12 protein-coding genes are annotated in these 19,716 nt (G+C 69.4%); 6 read left to right on the plus strand and 6 right to left on the minus strand.

Annotated elements, in window-relative coordinates; translation table 11 throughout:
- Positions 1 to 31: 31 nt before the first annotated feature.
- The gene (locus ACF1DX_RS10570) at positions 32 to 1,324 is read left to right on the plus strand and encodes a ribonuclease D (RefSeq protein ID WP_391790805.1); all 1,293 of its coding nucleotides are present in this window, start codon (positions 32 to 34) and stop codon (positions 1,322 to 1,324) included.
- A gap of 152 nt (positions 1,325 to 1,476) precedes the next feature.
- On the opposite strand, the gene ACF1DX_RS10575 is transcribed toward ACF1DX_RS10570, so the two are convergent.
- From ACF1DX_RS10575 to ACF1DX_RS10585, 3 genes are read right to left on the minus strand one after another with little or no spacing between them, the layout of a single operon-like run.
- Positions 1,477 to 2,307: a carbohydrate ABC transporter permease gene (locus ACF1DX_RS10575; RefSeq protein WP_391790806.1), complete on the minus strand. Its 831-nt coding sequence runs from the start codon at positions 2,305 to 2,307 to the stop codon at positions 1,477 to 1,479.
- Positions 2,304 to 3,257: a carbohydrate ABC transporter permease gene (locus ACF1DX_RS10580; protein WP_391790807.1), complete on the minus strand. Its 954-nt coding sequence runs from the start codon at positions 3,255 to 3,257 to the stop codon at positions 2,304 to 2,306. Before ACF1DX_RS10580 ends, ACF1DX_RS10575 begins: the two co-directional genes overlap by 4 nt.
- Complete coding sequence (locus tag ACF1DX_RS10585; RefSeq protein ID WP_391790808.1) at positions 3,257 to 4,573, minus strand: ABC transporter substrate-binding protein; 1,317 nt, start codon at positions 4,571 to 4,573, stop codon at positions 3,257 to 3,259. Before ACF1DX_RS10585 ends, ACF1DX_RS10580 begins: the two co-directional genes overlap by 1 nt.
- 151 nt (positions 4,574 to 4,724) lie before the next feature.
- On the opposite strand from ACF1DX_RS10585, the gene ACF1DX_RS10590 reads away from it, so the two are divergent.
- From ACF1DX_RS10590 to ACF1DX_RS10605, 4 genes are all read left to right on the plus strand, one after another.
- Positions 4,725 to 7,106 carry a glycoside hydrolase family 2 protein gene (locus ACF1DX_RS10590; RefSeq protein ID WP_391790809.1) on the plus strand — a complete coding sequence of 794 codons (2,382 nt, stop codon included), beginning with the start codon at positions 4,725 to 4,727 and terminating at the stop codon, positions 7,104 to 7,106.
- Positions 7,103 to 8,137 (plus strand): LacI family DNA-binding transcriptional regulator, encoded by a 1,035-nt coding sequence (locus tag ACF1DX_RS10595; protein WP_391790810.1) that lies wholly within the window; start codon positions 7,103 to 7,105, stop codon positions 8,135 to 8,137. Before ACF1DX_RS10590 ends, ACF1DX_RS10595 begins: the two co-directional genes overlap by 4 nt.
- A gap of 122 nt (positions 8,138 to 8,259) precedes the next feature.
- Positions 8,260 to 9,477, plus strand: a complete 1,218-nt coding sequence (locus ACF1DX_RS10600; protein ID WP_391790811.1) for a thiolase family protein — start codon at positions 8,260 to 8,262, stop codon at positions 9,475 to 9,477.
- Positions 9,474 to 11,606 (plus strand): 3-hydroxyacyl-CoA dehydrogenase NAD-binding domain-containing protein, encoded by a 2,133-nt coding sequence (locus ACF1DX_RS10605; protein ID WP_391790812.1) that lies wholly within the window; start codon positions 9,474 to 9,476, stop codon positions 11,604 to 11,606. The genes ACF1DX_RS10600 and ACF1DX_RS10605 overlap by 4 nt, the downstream gene beginning before the upstream one ends.
- A 69-nt stretch (positions 11,607 to 11,675) precedes the next feature.
- On the opposite strand, the gene ACF1DX_RS10610 is transcribed toward ACF1DX_RS10605, so the two are convergent.
- Together ACF1DX_RS10610 and ACF1DX_RS10615 are read right to left on the minus strand one after the other, a co-directional pair.
- Positions 11,676 to 13,205 carry a hypothetical protein gene (locus ACF1DX_RS10610; RefSeq protein ID WP_391790813.1) on the minus strand — a complete coding sequence of 510 codons (1,530 nt, stop codon included), beginning with the start codon at positions 13,203 to 13,205 and terminating at the stop codon, positions 11,676 to 11,678.
- Positions 13,206 to 13,352: 147 nt separating this feature from the next.
- A complete protein-coding gene (locus ACF1DX_RS10615) occupies positions 13,353 to 14,498 on the minus strand; it encodes a hypothetical protein (RefSeq protein ID WP_391790814.1) in 1,146 nt (381 codons plus the stop codon).
- Positions 14,499 to 14,625: 127 nt separating this feature from the next.
- Here ACF1DX_RS10615 and ACF1DX_RS10620 point away from each other — a divergent pair, with 127 nt between their 5' ends.
- A complete protein-coding gene (locus tag ACF1DX_RS10620) occupies positions 14,626 to 15,447 on the plus strand; it encodes an endonuclease/exonuclease/phosphatase family protein (RefSeq protein WP_391790815.1) in 822 nt (273 codons plus the stop codon).
- A 100-nt stretch (positions 15,448 to 15,547) separates the two neighbouring features.
- Here ACF1DX_RS10620 and ACF1DX_RS10625 read toward each other — a convergent pair whose 3' ends face one another.
- A complete protein-coding gene (locus ACF1DX_RS10625; protein WP_391790816.1) occupies positions 15,548 to 19,363 on the minus strand; it encodes a CDP-glycerol glycerophosphotransferase family protein in 3,816 nt (1,271 codons plus the stop codon).
- Positions 19,364 to 19,716: the final 353 nt, after the last annotated feature.

Consider the following 19,716-nt stretch of genomic DNA (forward strand, 5'->3'; position numbering starts at 1 on the left):
GGCGCCTTCACGGCACGGATACCCTTGACAGGTGACCGACGCCCACGACACCGCAGCAGACCGTTCACTGCGCACCACCGGAGGCGCCCCTCCGGACGACGGCGGATCTTCTGCTACGGAGGCGCCGATCCCCTTGCTCGAACCCCGCGAGGGCATTCCGCCCGTGATCGCGGACGAGGCTGCCCTCGCCGAGGTGGTCGCCGCCTTCGCCGCGGGCAGCGGCCCCGTCGCCGTGGACGCCGAGCGCGCCTCCGGCTACCGCTACGGCCAGCGCGCCTACCTCGTCCAGCTGCGCCGCGAGGGCGCCGGGACCGCGCTGATCGACCCCGTCGCCTGCCCCGACCTGTCCGGGCTCGGCGAGGCGCTGTCCGGCGTCGAGTGGGTGCTGCACGCCGCCACCCAGGACCTGCCCTGCCTCCGCGAGATAGGCATGGTGCCCACCCGTCTCTTCGACACCGAGCTGGCCGGACGCCTCGCCGGGTTCCCCCGCGTCGGGCTCGGCGCGATGGTCGAGAACGTGCTCGGCTTCGTCCTGGAGAAGGGCCACTCCGCCGTCGACTGGTCCACCCGCCCGCTGCCCGAGCCCTGGCTGCGCTACGCCGCCCTCGACGTCGAGCTCCTGGTCGACCTGCGCGACGCGCTGGAGAAGGAGCTGGACCGGCAGGGCAAGCTGGACTGGGCCCGGCAGGAGTTCGACGCGATCGCCTCGGCACCGCCGCCGGAGCCCCGCAAGGACCCCTGGCGGCGCACCTCCGGCATGCACAAGGTGCGCCGGCGCCGGCAGATGGCCGTCGTACGGGAGCTGTGGCAGACCCGCGACCGGATCGCGCAGCGCCGGGACGTCTCCCCCGGCAAGGTGCTCTCGGACGCGGCGATCGTGGAAGCCGCGCTCGCCCTCCCGGCCAACCTCCACGCCCTCGCCGCGCTCAACGGGTTCGGGCAGCGCGTGGGACGGCGCCAGCTCGAGCAGTGGCAGGCGGCCGTCGACCGGGCGAAGGCACTGAGCGAGGCGCAACTGCCCCAGCCCGGCCAGCCGGTGACCGGCCCCCCGCCGCCGCGCGCGTGGGCCGACAAGGACCCGGCGGCGGCGGCACGGCTGTCCGCGGCGCGGGCGGGGGTCAGCGCGCTGGCCGAGCGGCTGAACATGCCGCCGGAGAACCTGATCACGCCGGACACGGTGCGCAGGGTCTGCTGGGAGCCGCCGAAGGTCGTCAGTGCCGAGGCGGTCGCCTCGGCACTGACGGGACACGGGGCTCGGGTGTGGCAGGTCGAGCAGGTCACGCCTGTGCTGGTCGCCGCGCTGGCTTCGGCGGGGGGCGCCTAGTCGCCGTACGGCGGGTTTCGTCGTACGGCGGGTGCGGGTGCGTCGTGGCTGGTCGCGCCCACGCGGCGGAGCCGCACATCGACTCAGCCCCGCGCCCCTATGGGGCGCTCACGTGGGCGCTTCCTTCCGGGCACCCCCACTTCGGCGGCCCCTCATTTCGTCGCCCCCCTCATGAAGCCGTTGTAGATGAAGCGCTGGAGGAAGAGGAAGACCAGCAGGGTGGGGAGGATGACCAGGACCGCGCCTGCCGAGATGGTTTCCCAGTGGGCGCCGAAGGGGCCCTTGAAGCGGAACAGGGACGTCGAGATCACGCCGAGGTCCTCGGAGGGCAGGTAGAGGAAGGGGATGTAGAAGTCGTTGTAGACGTTGATCCCCTTCACGATCACCACCGTCGCGATCGCCGGTTTGAGCAGCGGGAGGATCACCTTGCGGTAGATCGCGAAGGCGCCCGCGCCGTCCAGACGGGCCGCCTCGTCCAGGGAGACGGGGATGGAGCGGATGAACTGCAGGAAGATGTAGATCGACACGATGTCCGTGCCCATGTAGAGCGCGATCGGCGCCCACAGGCTGTCGAACATGCCGAAGCCGTTGACGATCTGGAAGGTCGCCACCTGGGTGGTCACCCCGGGCACCAGCGCGGCGAGCAGGAACAGGGCGACGACCAGTTTCCTGAAGCGGAAGTGGAAGCGGTCGATCGCGTACGCCGTCATCGAGCCGATGAGGATCGTGCCGCCGACGGCGACGACGAGGATGATCGCCGTGTTGCCGAACGCGGACAGCATCTGGCCGTCCCGGAACGCCGTCACGTAGTTGTCGAAATTCAGCGGGTCGTCGGGCAGGGCGAGCGCCCCGCTGCCGCCCGCCATCTCCTCCGAGGACTTCAGCGAGGTCAGGAAGACCACGGTGAGCGGCAGCAGCACGACGAGCGTGGCGAGGGCCAGGGACACGTACACGAGGGTGCGGGCCACGGTGCGGCGGGTCATACCAGATCCACCTTTTCGTCGGGGACGACGCGCCGCTGCACCCAGGTGACCGCCAGGACGATCAGCAGCAGGACGACGGCGGCGGCCGAGGCGAGGCCCGTCTTGTTGAACTGGAAGGCCAGCTTCACGGTCTGGATCACGAACGTCTCGGTGCCGGTGGCGCCGCCGGTCATGATGTACGGGATCTCGAAGACCGAGAGCGAGCCGGAGACCGAGAGGATCACGCTGAGGCCCAGGATGGGCTTGATGCCGGGCGCGATGATGTGCCGGAACTGCTGCCAGCGGCTCGCGCCGTCGATCTCGGCCGCCTCGTACAGCTCGCCCGGGATGGACTGGATCGCGCCGAGGAAGAGGACGAAGTTCAGGCCCAGGTGGCGCCAGACGGAGACGCCGGCGAGTGAGGTGTTCGCGGAGAACGGCGTGCCCAGCCAGGCGTGGTCGGTCCTGACGCCGAGCAGGCTCAGTACGGAGTCGAGGGTGCCGCCGTCCTGGAAGAAGTAGAGGAAGACGAAGCCGATCGCCACCCCGTTGATCAGGTACGGGAAGAACAGCACGCCCTTGAAGAAGTTCCGGAAGCGGACGTCGAAGCTGAGGACCGTGGCGAAGTAGAGGGCGAGGACGATCTGCACCACGGAGGCGACGAGGTAGTAGCCGCTGACGAAGAAGACCTCGAACAGCTCGGAGCGGGTGAGGAGTTCGGTGTAGTTCTCGGTGCCGGTCCAGTTCAGCTCCGGGCTGACGCCGTCCCAGTCGGTGAAGCTGTACGCCAGCATGTTGGCGATCGGCGCGTAGGTGAAGGTCAGCAGCAGGGCCAGCGGGGCGATGAGGAAGAGCCAGGGGGTGAGACGGCGCGACAGCCGGGCGCGGCGCGGGGCCGGCGCCGCCCGCTTCGGCCCTGCGGGCCCGGCCGGGACGTCCGGCCGCGCCGCCTTGCGGGTGGTGTCCGTCATCAGGACCCCAGCGAGTTCCGTGCCTCGGCCCACCGTTCGCCGAGGTCGCCGAGGAAGTCGTCGAGGCCGCCCTCGCGGGCGCCGCGGGCGAGGTCGACGAGTTCCTGGCGGTAGTCGGGCTTGTAGATGCCGACCTCGGACCGGTTGTCGATGGACTTCACCTCGGCGCCCTTGGTGTCGTCGAGGTCGATGAGCTTGACGCCCTGCTCCTCGTACGGCTTGAGGACGTCGGGCAGCGGGGCGTCCTTCAGCGGGGACAGGGCGAGGTTGGCCGCCGCGTAGCCGGACTCGTCGGTGAACCAGTCGATCCAGGCGCGGGCGGCCTCCTTGTGGTCGGAGTGGACGTTGACGGCCTGCTGGTAGTCCGGGGAGGTCACCGCGCAGAAGGCACCGTCCTGCTGCGCGGGGAAGGGCATGAAGCCGATGTCGGCGGGGTCGGCGCCGGCCTGCTTCGCGGCGTCCCGCATCTGGACGACGGCCCAGGAGCCGAGCCACATGGTGGCGATCTCGCCCTTGGCCAGCTTGGGCTTGGAGCCCTCCCAGTTGGTGGTGGTCGGGTCCTTCTCCGCGAGTCCGCCGCTGACGATGTCGTGGAGCAGGGTGTCGCCCACGCGCAGGTCGGCGCCCTCGGCCCAGGGGTCGCCCTCGGCGAGCTTCGTGGTGGCGTTCGTGTCGCAGCCGACGGAGCCGTTGACGTTGGTCCACTGGGTCAGCGGCCACATGTCCTTGAAGTTGGTGTAGTACGGCACCGCGTCCGTCTTCGACTTGATCGCCTTCAGGTCGTCGAGGAACTCGGCCGGGGTGGTGGGCCAGTCGGTGACGCCGGCCTCGCTCCACACCTTCTTGTTGTAGAGGAAGCCGGGGACGACCCCGAGGGGGCTCTGGCCGTAGACCTTGCCGTCGACGGTGGAGTAGTCGGTGAAGCGGTACGTGGCGCCGCGTTCGGCCCGGGTGCCGAGGGAGGCGAAGAACTTCGGGTAGTCCTTCTTCTCGATGACCGCCGGGATCATGAGGACGTCGCCGTAGTTCTCCGTGTTCATACGGATCTTGACCTCGCCCTCGTAGTCGGTGAGGCCGTCGAACTCGACCTCCACACCGGGGTAGGTCTTGTTGAACTCGGCGGCGTACTTCTTCATCGTGCCGTCCTGCACCAGGTCGGTCCGGTGGGTGAGGACCGTGATGGAGCCCTTGACCGCCGACGGGTCGTCGGGGGCCTTGGCGTCCGCGCCCTCGGCGGAACCCCCCGTGCCCGTGCAGGCGGAGGCCAGCAGGGCGAGGAGGGCGATCGATGCGGCAAGTGCGGTGCGGCGGTACATGTGCATCAGCTCCGTTCACGGGGCGGACGAGCACGAGTGGGTTGGCTGGTTCGGCACTCTGACAGCCCTTCACTGAACCGGTAAAGTCTCTATTGCGCCAACGATGACAAAACGTTGCCCAGACATGGCTCGACCGGTTTAGGGAGTGTGCATGCGTCAGGTCACACCGCTCACCGAGGGATGGACCCTGCGACACCCGGACGACACGGGGGAGGCGCTCCCCGCCTCGGTGCCGGGGTGTGTGCACACCGATCTGCTGGCGGCCGGGCTGATCCCCGACCCGTTCCTCGGCCAGAGCGAGACCGAGGTGGCGTGGGTGGGCCGGCGGGAGTGGACGTACGAGACAGAACTGACCGCCGGGGCGGGCGCGCACGAGCGGACGGACCTGGTCTTCGACGGTCTCGACACCGTCGCCGAGGTCCTGCTCGACGGCCGGACGCTGGGCCGGACGCGGAACATGCACCGCTCGTACCGCTTCGACGTGACGGGGCTGAGCGGGCGGCTCACCGTGCGGTTCGCGTCCGCCTACGCCGAGGCCGAGGCGGTGCGCGGCGCAGTGGGCGAGCGGCCGGGAGCGTACGCCGAGCCGTACCAGTACGTGCGCAAGATGGCCTGCTCGTTCGGCTGGGACTGGGGGCCGACGCTGGTGACGGCCGGGATCTGGCGGCCGGTGCGGCTGGAACACTGGTCGACGGCACGGATCGCCCGGGTGCGCCCGCTGGTGACCGTCGAGGACGGCGTGGGACAGGTCGATCTGGCGGTCGACGTGGAGCGTTCCCGGGGCGGGGCACCGCTCGCCGTGGAGGCGGGCGTCGGCGGCGTACGCGCCCGCGCGGAGATCGACGGGACGGAGGGGACCGTACGGCTGCGGGTGCCGGACGTACGGCTGTGGTGGCCCCAGGGTTACGGCGAACAGCCGCTGTACGACGTCGAGTTGACACTGCTGCACGGTGAGGACGCGCTGGACTCGTGGAGGCGCCGGATCGGGTTCCGGACGGTGGGGCTGGACACCTCGGCCGACGCCCACGGCACCGGGTTCACCCTGGTCGTCAACGGGGAGCGGCTGTTCGCGCGGGGCGTCAACTGGATCCCGGACGACGTCTTCCCGTCCCGGATCACCCGTGAGCGCTACCGGCGGCGGCTGGAGCAGGCGGCCGGCGCGGGCGTGGACCTGGTCCGCGTCTGGGGCGGCGGGATCTACGAGAGCGAGGACTTCTACGACGCCTGCGACGAGCTGGGGCTGCTGGTCTGGCAGGACTTCCCGTTCGCGTGCGCGGCCTACCCCGAGGAGCAGCCGCTGCGCGGGGAGGTGGAGGCGGAGGCGCGGGAGAACGTCGTACGGCTGATGCCGCACCCCTCGCTGGTGCTGTGGAACGGCAACAACGAGAACCTGTGGGGGTTCCGGGACTGGGACTGGGAGCCGGGGCTGGCCGGGGACTCCTGGGGCGAGGGCTACTACCTGGGCGTACTGCCCAGGATCGTCGCGGAGTCGGACCCCACGCGGCCGTACACGGCGGGCAGCCCCTGGTCCGGTTCCTGGCGGCGCCACCCCAACGACCCGGCGCACGGCACCCACCACTCCTGGGAGGTGTGGAACCGCGCCGACTACGCCGACTACCGCCGCCATGTGCCGCGTTTCGTGGCCGAGTTCGGCTGGCAGGCGCCGCCCGCGTACGCCACGCTGCGGCGGACGCTGCCCGGGGAGGAACTCGCTCCGGACTCCCCCGGCATGCTGCACCACCAGAAGGCGGACGACGGAAACGGCAAGCTGGAGCGCGGGCTGGCCCGCCATTTCGCCGTGCCGGAGGGGGACTTCGACCGCTGGCACTATCTGACGCAGGTCAACCAGACGCGTGCGATCGCCACCGGGATCGAGCACTGGCGCTCGCACTGGCCGGTGTGCGCGGGCACGGTGGTGTGGCAGCTCAACGACTGCTGGCCGGTGACCTCGTGGGCCGCGATCGACGGGGACGGGCGGGAGAAACCGCTCTACCACGAGCTGCGGCGGCTGTACGCGGACCGGCTGCTGACCGTGCGGGCGGAGGATGGGGGCCTGGCGGTGGCGGCGGTCAACCAGTCCGCCGAGGACTGGCAGGGCACGCTGCGGCTGCGCCGGATGTCCGTGGACGGCACGGTGATCGGGGAGGCGGTCCCGGCGCTGGCCGCCGGGGGGCGGACGGTGGCGGTGACCGAGGTCCCGGCCGCTCTGGTCCCGGTCGGCCCGAAGGAGTTCCTGGTCGCCGACGCGGGTGACCTGCGGGCCACGCACTTCCCGGTGCCGGACCGGGAGATCCCGTACCCGCGGCCCGAGTTCGAGGTGGCGCTCGCGCCGGGCGGGATCACGGTCACGGCCCGCACCCTCGTGCGGGACCTGCTGCTCCAGGCCGACCGGCTGGACCCGGAGGCGGTGGCCGACCGGGGGCTGGTGACCCTGCTGCCCGGAGAAGAGGTGACCATCGGGGTGCGGGGCTGGAAGACTCCGGACCCGGACACCGCCCGTTCCGCCCTGTACTGCGTGGAGCCCACTCGATGACGGCAACGCCGACCCCCCGCGTCACCATCAAGGACGTCGCCGCGCGCGCCGGTGTGTCCAAGGGGGCCGTGTCCCTCGCCTTCAACCGGAAACCCGGCCTGTCGGAGGCGACCCGCGAGCGGATCTTCCGGGCGGCGCGGGAACTGGGGTGGGCGCCGAGTCCGACCGCGCGCACGCTGGCCGGTTCGCGGGTGGACGTGGTGGGTCTCGCGGTGTGCCGGCCCGCCCGGCTGCTCGGCCTGGAACCGTTCTACATGGAGTTCGTCTCCGGGGTGGAGAGCGTCCTGGTCGAACGGTCCTGCTCGCTGCTGCTGCGGCTGGTGCGCAGCCCGGACGAGGAGGTCGGGCTGATGGAGTCGTGGTGGCGGGGCCGGCAGATCGGCGGGTCGATCCTGGTGGACTTCCGGGCCGACGACCCCCGCCCGGCGGTGGCCGGGCGGCTCGGGCTGCCGGTGGTGGCCGTCGGGCACCCGTCGCTGACGGGCGGGCTGACCTCCGTGTGGACGGACGACGCCACGGCCGTGACCGAGGCGGTGCGGTATCTGGCGGCGCTCGGGCACCGGCGGATCGCCCGGGTGGGCGGCGCGGCGGCGCTCGGGCACACCGCGATCCGCACGACCGCGTTCGACGAGGCGGTGCGGGCGCTGGAGCCGGCGGCACGGGCGTGGCAGGTGGCGACGGACTTCTCCGGGGACGCGGGCGCGCGGGCGACCCGCTCGCTGCTGACGGCGGCGCCGGCGGAGAGGCCGACGGCGATCGTGTACGACAACGACATCATGGCGGTGGCGGGGCTGTCGGTGGCGGCGGAGATGGGGCTGCGGGTGCCGGACGACGTGTCGCTGCTGGCGTGGGACGACTCGCAGCTGTGCCGGCTGACGCATCCGACGCTGTCGGCGATGAGCCATGATGTGCACGGGTTCGGGGCGGAGGTGGCGCGCACGTTGTTCGGTGTCATCACCGGTGAGGGATCGGGCTCCCACCCGGTACCGACCCCGGTCCTGACGCCTCGCGGATCCACGGCTCCGCCGTGAGGGATGCCGCCGGACGTGTGATGTTCGCCGCTCCGGGCGGCGGGACTGTGCAGTCACGTTACCCACAAGTAGCATGGCCCGTAAGCAAGCGCTCAGCGTCCCGCACCTGGAGGAGAGCCATCGTGCCTCGTACCGTCAGGGACGTCGTCTTCGTCGACGGCGTCCGTACCCCGTTCGGCAAGGCGGGCCCGAAGGGCATCTACCACGAGACCCGGGCCGACGACCTCGTGGTGAAGGCGATCCGGGAGCTGCTGCGCCGCAACCCCGGTCTCGACCCGAAGAAGATCGACGAGGTCGCCATCGCTGCGACCACGCAGATCGGCGACCAGGGCCTGACCATCGGCCGCACGGCCGGCATCCTCGCGGGCCTGCCCACCTCGGTCCCGGGCTACTCCATCGACCGCATGTGCGCCGGCGCCCTGACCGCCGTCACCACGGTGGCCGGCTCCGTCGCCTTCGGCGCGTACGACATCGCCATCGCGGGCGGTGTCGAGCACATGGGCCGCCACCCGATGGGCGAGGGCGTGGACCCCAACCCGCGCTTCGTGAGCGAGAAGCTGGTCGACGAGTCCGCCCTCTTCATGGGCATGACCGCCGAGAACCTGCACGACCGCTACCCGCACATCACCAAGCTGCGTGCCGACGAGTACGCGGTCCGCTCCCAGGAGAAGGCCGCCAAGGCGTACGCCGACGGCAAGATCCAGGCCGACCTGGTGCCGGTCTCGGTGCGCCGCACCAACGAAGAGGCCGGCGAGACCGGCTGGGGCCTGGTCACCGCCGACGAGCCGATGCGTCCGGGCACCACGCTGGAGAACCTGGCCGGTCTGAAGACCCCGTTCCGCGTCCACGGCCGGGTCACCGCCGGCAACGCGGCCGGTCTGAACGACGGTGCGACCGCCTCCCTCATCGCGAGCGAGGACTTCGCCCGCGAGAACGGCCTCCCGGTCAAGATGCGCCTGGTCTCCTACTCCTTCGCGGGTGTGGAGCCCGAGGTCATGGGCTACGGCCCGATCCCGGCCACGGAGAAGGCCCTGGCCCAGGCCGGCCTGTCCATCTCCGACATCGGCCTGTTCGAGATCAACGAGGCCTTCGCCGTCCAGGTCCTCGCCTTCCTGGACCACTACGGCATCGCCGACGACGACGAGCGCGTCAACCAGTACGGCGGCGCCATCGCCTTCGGCCACCCGCTGGCCTCCTCCGGCGTCCGTCTGATGACGCAGCTGGCCCGCCAGTTCGAGGAACAGCCGAACGTCCGCTACGGCCTGACCACCATGTGCGTCGGCTTCGGCATGGGCGCGACGGTCATCTGGGAGAACCCGCACTTCGAGGGGGACAAGTGAGCACCACCACCGCAGAGCTGCTGAAGGGTGCGGCCGAGCTGTTCCCGGGTGAGGTCGTCACGCAGGCGCACGTACGCCACTTCGACCTGCCGCTGGGCGCGGGCCGTTTCGCGCTGATCACGCTGGACAACGGCCACGACCACACCAAGCCGACCACCCTCGGCCCGCAGTCGCTGGCGAACATCGACGCCGCGATCGACCAGGTCGAGAAGGAGGCCGCGGACGGCGAGATCGTCGGCGTCGGCGTCACCGGCAAGCCGTTCATCTTCGCGGTCGGCGCCGACCTCAAGGGCGTCGAACTGCTGAAGCGCCACGAGGACGCGCTGGCCATCGGCAAGGGCGGCCACGACGTCTTCAAGCGGCTGGCGAAGCTGGCCGTGCCGACGTTCGCGTACTACAACGGCGCGGCGATGGGCGGCGGCGTCGAGATCGGCCTGCACTGCTCGTACCGCACGGTGTCGGCGGCCCTGCCCGCCTTCTCCCTCCCCGAGGTCTTCCTCGGCCTGGTCCCCGGCTGGGGCGGCTGCACGCTGCTGCCGAACCTGATCGGCGCCGAGAAGGCCGTCTCGGTCATCATCGAGAACAGCCTCAACCAGAACAAGCAGCTCAAGGGCGCGCAGGTCCACGAACTCGGCATCGCGGACGCCATCTTCGAGGGCGCGGACTTCCTGGAGCAGTCGCTGATCTGGACGGCGGCCGTCCTCAAGGGCGAGATCGTCGTCGAGCGTCCGGTGATCGACCGCGGTGAGGCCTGGGACCAGGCCGTCGCGCGCGGCCGGTTCATCGCCGACTCCAAGGTGCACGGCGCCGCCCCGGCCGCCTACCGCGCCCTGGACATCATCGCCGCCGCCAAGGACGGCGACCTCCAGCGGGGCTACGACGCCGAGGACACCGCGCTCGCCGACCTCATCATGGGCGGCGAACTGCGCTCCGGCATCTACGCCTTCAACCTGGTGCAGAAGCGCGGCAAGCGCCCGGCCGGCGCCCCGGACAAGTCGCTGGCCCGCCCGGTCACCAAGGTGGGCGTCGTCGGCGCCGGCCTGATGGCCTCCCAGCTCGCGCTGCTCTTCCTGCGCCGCCTGGAGGTGCCGGTCGTCCTGACCGACATCGACCAGGAGCGCGTCGACAAGGGTGTGGGCTACGTCCACGCCGAGATCGACAAGCTGCTCGGCAAGGGCCGGATCAACCAGGACAAGGCCAACCGCCTCAAGGCGCTGGTCTCCGGCGTCCTGGACAAGGCCGAGGGCTTCGCGGACGCCGACTTCGTCATCGAAGCGGTCTTCGAGGAGATGGGCGTCAAGCAGAAGGTGTTCGCCGAGGTCGAGGCGGTCGCCCCGGCGCACGCGATCCTCGCCACCAACACCTCGTCCCTCTCCGTGACGGAGATGGCGTCGAAGCTGAAGCACCCCGAGCGGGTCGTCGGCTTCCACTTCTTCAACCCGGTCGCGGTCCTGCCGCTGCTGGAAATCGTCCGCGGCGAGCGGACCGACGAGGCCTCGCTGGCCACGGCGTTCGGCGTCGCCAAGAAGCTGAAGAAGACCGCGGTGCTGGTCAAGGACGCCCCGGCGTTCGTGGTCAACCGCATCCTGACCCGCTTCATGGGCGAGATCCAGAACGTCATCGACGAGGGCACGCCGGTCGAGGTCGCGGAGAAGGCGGTGGAGCCGCTCGGCCTGCCGATGTCCCCGCTGGTCCTGCTGGAGCTGGTCGGCCCCGCGATCGGCCTGCACGTCTCGGAGACCCTCAACCGGGCCTTCCCGGACCGCTTCACGGTCTCCCCGAACCTCGCGGCCGTCGTCAAGGCCGGCAAGCGCGGCTTCTACGTCTACGACAGCGGCAAGCCCGAGCTGGACCCGGAGGTCGCGGCGCTGCTGAAGCAGGGCGACACCGTCCTCACCGAGGAGCAGGTCCGCGCCCGCGTCCTGGACGCGGTGGCCCAGGAGATCGGCCTGATGCTCGACGAGGGCGTCGTCGCCGAGGCCCAGGACATCGACCTCTGCCTGATCACCGGCGCCGGCTGGCCCTTCCACCTGGGCGGCATCACGCCGTACCTGGACCGCGAGGGCGTCTCCGAGCGGGTGAACGGGAAGCGGTTCCTGGAGGCGGGGGTGGCCTCGGTTCCGGCGTGATGCCTGACCGGACCTCCAGGTGAAGGAGGGTCTCCGCCTACGGCGGAGACCCTCCTTTCCTTCGTTCCTTCAGTGGGTTCCGCCGTAGTAGGCGTCTCTCACCCCCATGGACGCGACGTCCATGACGGTGAAGGGAAGCTGTGTGACCGGGGACTCCGCTCCCGAGGCGTGCACGGCGAAGACGTCGATGACGTGCGTGCCCGGACTCCAGGGCCAGCCCGACTCCCACGACCAGATGCCGTTCGAGCCGACCGCGACGCCGCCCAGGAGCACACCGTTCTCCCGGAACCCGACCTGTGCGGCGTCCGTGGCGGACCCGGTGAACACGACCCTGGAGTCCATCACCTGCTCGTGGGCCACCGGTTCCAGCACCACCGGTGCTCCGGCGCTCTGCCCGACCGTCGACATCCCGGAGCCCCAGTCCGTGCCGACCCTTCCGGACACGGGCGGAACGGTTCCCCCGGCGGGCGCTTCGACCGCCGTGAAGTTCACCTCTGTCCGCTCGGTCTGGTAGCCCGCCGCGTCCACCGCGTACACCTTCACCGGATGCCTGCCCGTGCTCCAGGACCTTCCCAGCTCCCAGGACCAGTTGCCGTCGGCATCGACGTCCGTCTGCCCCAGGTACTTGCCGTGCTCCCAGACGATCACACGGACGGCACCACGGGCGTGGCCCGTCAGCCGTACGGCGTCCCTGCGCACCTCCTCCTGGAAGGCCGGCGCGGTGATCACGGGCGGTGGGAACTCCGGGCCCCTCACCACCGATGTGGAGGAGAGATACGACGTGATGGCCAGCCGGTCACGGTCGGGTTCCTCATACCCGTTGCGCACGTGCCCCAGGCGCGGCGCGATCCCGTCGATCAGGAAGTTGGCGATGCCCATCAGGACGGGAACATTGCGCCCCGCCACCTGAGTGTGGTCGGCGATGTGCGGGGAGTCGCTGAAGATGAAGTTGAAGTTCTCGTAGTGCTGGAAGAGCCCCAGGAAGGGTTCCACCTGAACCGGATACTGGTCGTCCTGGGCCGCGGACACCAGGTAGATGTTGGCTGTGCGGTTCGCCCCCGCGCGCAGCAGATCCGGGATGAGCGCGTCCACGATCCGCACGTTCTGCTCGGGCACGCCCTCACCGAGCATGAACCGGGCGACGCCCGGATGCACGTCCCGGACGTACGTACCGACCGAGAACTGCGGCGCGATGGCGACGATGTTGCGGAAGCCGTACTTCAGACCGAAGTAGAGGGCCGCGCTGCCGCCCTTCGAACCGCCCCACAGAGTGACGGAATCCGGGGTCAGGTCGAGAGCGTTCATCACCTTGGATATGAGGGTGACGACGGACTGTTCCAAGGAGAAGTCCATCTCCTTGCACAGGTAGTAGCTCCGGTTGTCCTCGAACTTGTCGCGGATCCAGAGAATGTTCGCCCGAAGCTTGTCGAACACTCCGTTGGACCAGCCGTAGTCGCCGGGCGCGGCGAAGTTCGCGAAGACGACGACCAGATGGCGGTTGCCCTTCTGCGCGTGGGTGAAGCGGTACTCGACCGGGAAGGTCCCGGATGCTTCGATACCCGTGAGCAGCTGCCGCCCCTTCGGGGGTGCTTTTGACATATGGGGACTCCACTCTCTGTTGTGTCTCGAAAGGCGGGCGGCAGGTATCTCCCGTGCAGGTCGCGTGCTCAGTACCCTGCGGGCGTCGCGTCGGCCGTGGCGCTCGTCACCGGGAAGGACAGGACGTCGCGGGCGACTCGGCTGCGGTCACGTCCGCACCGTGACGTACCGTGCGACGGTGAACCGGACGTCGGTGCGCTCGGACTGGTAGCCGTCGGGGTCGACGGCGAAGAGCCTGACCATGTGGTCGCCCGTGCTCCACTGGCTGCCCCGGTCCCAGACCCAGCCGCCGTCGGCGCCGACCGGAGCCGACGCCAGGTACTTGCCGTTCTGCCAGATGCTCACGCGGACCGCTCCGGGCGCGTAGCCCGTGAAGCGGACCGCTTCGGGCGGCAGCACAGCCCGCGCTTCGGGCAGGGTGACGACCGGTGCGGCGAACGACTCCTGCACCACGGACGTCGACTTGAGATAGGCCTCGATACCCGACTTGTCGGCGTCCGGCTCCTCGTACCCATGACGGGTGAGGCCCAGACGTGGGGCGATGCCCTCGACGAGCAGGTAGGCGATGCCCAGCAGAGGGGGCGTGTTGCGCTGGGTCACCTTTCCGTGCCCGGTGATGAGGGGGGATTCGCTGAAGACGAAGTTGAAGTTGCGGTAGCGCTGCAGCAGTCCCAGGAACGGCTCCACCTGGGTGCTGTACTGCTCGTCCTGCGGCGAGGACACCATGTAGATGTTGGCCTCGGGGTTCGCCCCGGACGTGAGCAGGTCGGGCAGAACCGCGTCGAGCACTCCGACGTTGTCGTCCGGCATCGTCTCGCCCAGCATGTGGCGGCCGACCTGGGGATAGACGTCGCGCACGAACGTGCCGATCCGGAGCTGGGGAACACTGGCCACGATGTTCCTGAACCCGTATCTCAACCCGAAGTAGAGGGCAGCGCTGCCGCCCTTCGAGCTCCCCCACAGTGTGACGTCGCCAGGCGTCAGGCCAAGGGACGTCATGACCTTCGAGATGAGCCCGATGACGGATCTCTCGACGGAAAAGTCCATCCCCTTGCACAGGTAGTAGGTGTTCTGGCCGTCGAACAGGTCACGGATCCAGAGAATGTTCGACCGAAGGCTGTCGAAGACACCGGTGGCCCACCCGTAGTCGTCCGGCGCGAAGATATTGGCGAAGACGACGGTCAGGTGCCGATTGCCGTTCCTCGCGTGGGCGAACCGGTACTCGACGGGGCAGGGACCGGAGGTGTCGATCCCCTGGACCGTCTGTCGGCCCTTCGCTGCTGCATCAGACATGGTGCGGTGCCACTTTCCGATCGGAGATCATGTAGGGATGCCGCACACCGTCTCCCCGTCCCCGTCCTCCGAACGAAGGCGTCGTAGGGGCCGGTACCTGGCTGTCTCGGCGACACTGCTGGGGATCGTGAGCACGGTGGCCGTCGTGCAGACGGCGGGCCCTCCCCGCTCCTCCACCCCGCCTCGGACGCTGATCACCGCGACCTGGAACATGTGTGGCGTACGGGAGTGGAACTGCGCGGGCACCGGGAGCCGTGCCGCGAAGAAGCGGGAACTGGAGCGTCTCGCCACCCGTTCCGGGGCGGAGGTGATCCTGCTGCAGGAAGCCTGCGCCACGGATGTGGAGGCGGTACGCAGAAACCTGGGCCCGTCCTGGCACACCGCGTTTCGCCCCTACACATGGAGCGACCGCGCCGGGCGTACGGGCACGGTGCGATGCGGCACGGCGGGACCCGCCGGTCGTGCCGTGCTTTCGGCGTATCCCCTCTCCGCCGTGCGCACGGTGCCTTCTCGGCAGCCCTCGGCCGGCGTGCGGCGCGGCATCCTCTGCGTGTCGATCGCGGCGCAGGACATCAGGGTGTGCGCCGCTCATCTCAGTCCGCCCGGGAGCGGCCGGGCAGACCGCGGCCAGGAGCTCCGCGACGACCAACTGAACGCGTTGGTGGGCGCGGTGCCCGAGCGGCGGACCGTCTACGGCGGAGACCTGAACGTGGATCCGCCGGGGGAGAACAACCCCGACTCCTGGGTGTGGCCGGACCGGCCTTATCGCGTGCACCGGGAGTGCGACCAGGAGTCCGGCAGGCCCGGACCGGCGCGGGCGACGCATGTCTCGCGGCACAAGCTGGACTACCTTTTCACCGGATTGCCCGTGCTCGAGTGCCGGGTGCGCGACACCGGTGTCTCCGACCACCTGGCCCTGCTGATCCGGATGGACACCCGCACCGGCTGAGGCCGTACCGGGGGGAATGCGCGGGGGGCGGGTCATCGGATGCCCGGACCATCCGGCACGGCCGGGCACGCCGACGGCCGGCCACCCGGCGAAGCCATCGTCATCGCACGATCACTTCTTCGAAGGTCTGTGCCGCAGAGGGCTGGGCGGGGACGGCGCCGATCAGCCCTGCGGCCGTGTGGTGGCCGGTGAACCACTGCGCCGGACCCCGCTGAACGGAGGTCATCGGCCTTCCCGCATGCCGCGTGTCGACGGTACCGACGGCCGGTGCGTGTGCCTGTCCGGGCTCCAGGTCTCCGCCCGCGACCAGCATCCGGTCGGCGAGCCGTGCGGCGGCGTAACCGTCGTCCAGGTCGCAGAACTCACGCTGGAACCAGCGGTACCGCTCGGCGTACAGGTCCTGGATCCGGTCGATGTCGCGGATGGCCGTCACCAACTCCTCGGACGTGTAGAGAAGGGGGCCCGGGGCACTGCCCTCGAAGTCGAAGTAGAAGCCGCGCAGGGTGTCGCGGTAGTGGTCCAGGTCGTACGTGAAGAACAGGATGGGCCGCCCGGTGTTGACGTAGTCGAACATCAGGGAGGAGTAGTCGGTGATCATCACGTCGGTGATCAGCGAGAGGTCGGCCATGTCCGGGTAGTCGGAGACGTCGAAGACGAATCCGTCACCGGCGCCCGGCACCGGATCCACGACATTGGGGTGGCGGCGCACCATGAGGACGTGGTCGGAACCGAGCCCCGCACGCGCGGCCTCCAGGTCGATACGGAAGTCCAGCTTGTACTTGCCGGGCGCGTAGAACTGGTCGTCGCGCCAGGTCGGCGCGTACAGCACCACCCGCTTGCCCTCCGGCAGTCCGATCCTGCGGCGGATCTGCTGCTCCCGGGCTTCCATGTCGGGCCGGCGCAGGATGTCGTTGCGCGGGTAGCCGCTCTCCACCATCTCGCCGGGGAAACCGAAGGCGCGCTTGAGGATCGGGGTGGAGAAACTGTTGGGGGACACCAGCATGTCCCAGTTCTGCACCTCCTTCTCGACGCGTTCCAGATAGCGCTGGTCGGCGAAGTGAATGGACTCGATGTCGTGGCCGATCTTCTTCAGCGGTGTGCCGTGCCACGTCTGCACGACGACCTGGCCGTCCCGTTTCTTGAACCAGTCCGGGAGGTGGTTGTTGGCGACGACGTACCGGCTGGTGGCGAGGGCCTCGTACCACTCCGGTGACCACATGCGGACGGGCGTCGCCGTGGGCGGCACCTGAACCTGGTCATCGCGTACCACCCACAGATGGTCGAGGCCGACACGACGACGTACGAGTTCCTCGTGCAGGGCGCGGGGGCTGTCGGAGTACTGAGTGCCCTTGAACGCGTCGAAGAGCACCGCGTCACGCACCGGCTCCCGGCGGGCCGCGGGATAGGCCTTGGTGCGCAGCAGCTTCTGCCGGTAGGGGCCGCGGGCGTGATCGGGCATCGCCGAGTGGACAAGGAGCGACAGCCGGTCGTAGGCCTCGGCCTGCATCTCGTAGCGGCGTTCGTTGCTCTCGTACTCCTGCGGGAACGCCTCGATGTGGTCCTGCTCGATCTTCACCATCAGGTCTTCGAGGCGGTCCTCGCGCGCCACGGCGGAGAGGTCCTGGCGACGCAGGAAGAAATCCCATCGTCCGGCCGCGAGCGGGATCTCTCCGGCCAGGGTCCGCATGGCGGCGGGGGCCAGTACACAGCGGAACTCGTAGCCGTCCCAGACCAGGGGTACGGAACGTTCCGCGCCGTGCGCACGCGAACGGACCACCAGATGAGCGGCCCGGTACTGCTCCTGGGTCAGCCGGTCCGCGGCCAGGTACCGCCCCTGGATCTCCAGCGAACCGTCCTCCCGCCACGCACACCGGGTCGCGGTGGGAAGGGTCGCGCGTTCGAAGAGCACGAGATAGCCGGATCCGTTGCGGTGGACGACGACCTCGCGGTCGCCCTCCCCGGTCTGCAGTGACACCGGCATGCGGTAGTGCCCGTCCTCCGTCTCCTCCGCCATGACGGGGTACATGGTCATCTTGCGGCCCTCGACGTGGAAGGTCGTCTTCCACCCGTTGCTGCCCATGCCCCAGGACTGCGGGACGTCCGCGTCCGTCCCCGCGTGGACGCGGGACTTCGGTACGAGGCTGCTCAGAGGCAGTTTGGCGGAGAACGTGCACCATCCGTCACCGCCGGGCGTGAAGTGGACACGTGCGTCGTGCCGCCCGGCTCCGCTCATGCTGGTGACGCGGAGTTTGCCCCATTCCGGCACCTTGGGTCCGAGGTAGACGCCGCGCAGCTCCAGTTGATCACCGACGAGGCGGTGCCGGGTGATCCGGCAGCGCACGATCTCGACGCGCAGCTTGAGCTTGCCCTGCAGGAAGACCGGAAGGATCCGCGTGTTCTTGTCGACGTACCGGTAGGGCGGGTTGGCGGCGCTGCCCGCGCCACCCCGGTCGATGCCCCGGTAGCGGAACAGTCCGCGGCTGAGGACACCGGTGGCCACGTCCCAGGTGCCCTCGACCCACTGGCCCTTGCGCTTGAGACGCGTGGTGTCGATTCGCGCCTCGAAGCCGGCCCAGTCATAGCAGTAACGATTCTGCTTGGAGTCCTCGGTGGCCTGCGGCGCATAGACGGTCTTCGCCGTGGTGATCACCATGCGGCCCTGCTTCTTGTTCCGCAGGGCGATCGCCTTCACCGACATGTGCTTCTTGTGCACGTTGATGAACCGGACGTAGGCGGTTCCGTTGAGGATGAGCATGTCGGACTGGGAGCCCCACCGGGCACCGGACAGCGAGCCGTGCAGGGAGAATTCCTTGTCCAGCCGGTAGGCCTTCTTGTCGAGGCCCACCTCCCGGTCACCGAGGTAGGGGTAGTTGAGGTAGCGCCGGAACCGCCGCTGCACGGGCATGGGACCGCCACGACGCTCGAACTCGATGACTTCGAGGAGTTCGGCCAGGCGCTGCTCACGCACCAACAGCCACTTGACGCGGGCGTCCGCGGGCAGCTCGTCGATGATGGTGAGGTCCGTCTCGTCGAGGAACTCGTTGGCCCACTGCATGAAGGAGTGCCGATACTCCTCGTCGGCGTCCGGGAGCACCTTCAGGTGGAGCATGAGGTCGGACTTCAGGCACGCGAGATCGTACTTCCGCTTGCTGTCCGCGTACTCCCGGGATTCCTGATCGCCGAGGAAGCGGCTCACGGACCGCACAGCCGCGACGCGGTCGCGCAAGTTCGACAGTTCGGAGTGGCGCTGGGTGATGGAAGGCGCCGCTCCGCCCTCCCGGCGGCGCCAGAAGTAGACGACGTCCGTGATGACGTCGACCTTGGCGGCGCTGAAGTGGGCGTACATGTTGACCCACGAGTCCTCGTACATCACGCCCTCGGGGAACCTGATGGAGTGGTGGTCCCAGAAGGAGCGCCGGAAGAGCTTGTTCCAGACGGTGCGGTCGTAGATCAGCGCATCGAACTTCGTGATGTGCGTGCCGCGCCGGTTCTTCTGCATCGGGCCCTTGTGCAGCGGTGACTGCCACTTCTTGGTGGAGTTCATCATCTGCACGTTGCCCGAGACGAAATCCGCCTCGGATTCCTCAAGGGTGCGGACCAGGAGTTCGTAGGCGTACTCGGGAATGACGTCGTCGCCGTCCACGAAGGCGAGGAACTCCGCCGCGGGGTGGGTGTTGCGCAGCCCGATGTTGCGCGCGTGCCCCGGCCCGTGGGCGTGCTGGCGGACGAGACGGAAGCGGCGGTCGGCCGCGCAGAAGTCGGCCGCGATCCGCACCGATCCGTCGGTGGAGCCGTCATCGACGAGGACGACCTCGAAATCACGGAACGACTGGCGCGCGATGGACTCCAGACATTCGGCGAGGTATGCCTCGACGTCCTGAAAGGGCACGACAACACTCAGGCGCGGGTGAACCACCAACTCGTACTCCTACTAAGACATTTCGCCCATCAGGACATCAGCGGTCCGCTCTGGACGCTCCTCCCCCATGCGTGGCGCACGACGACCCCTGCCGCCATGCCCCACCAGCACCCCTGGCCTCGCGAAAGCCCCCCTCCACATGGGCCACAGGTTCCCCACATCTTAAGCCACCCTTAAAGGTGGTCAAGGTTCATTCATGTGGCATTCATCGCTCTGCCGTGCTATGTCCACCCACGCGGGACTGAGTCATGAGCTGCTGCCTATAGTTCTCCCACTGACGTGATCGCATCAGTGGACCGGTCTCCCCCCACCCGGGCCCTGCCACTCCGCCACGCGGAGCCCGTGAGGAG

Origin of the sequence: Streptomyces sp. NPDC014676, assembly GCF_043084105.1 — a bacterium.
Classification (GTDB): domain Bacteria; phylum Actinomycetota; class Actinomycetes; order Streptomycetales; family Streptomycetaceae; genus Streptomyces.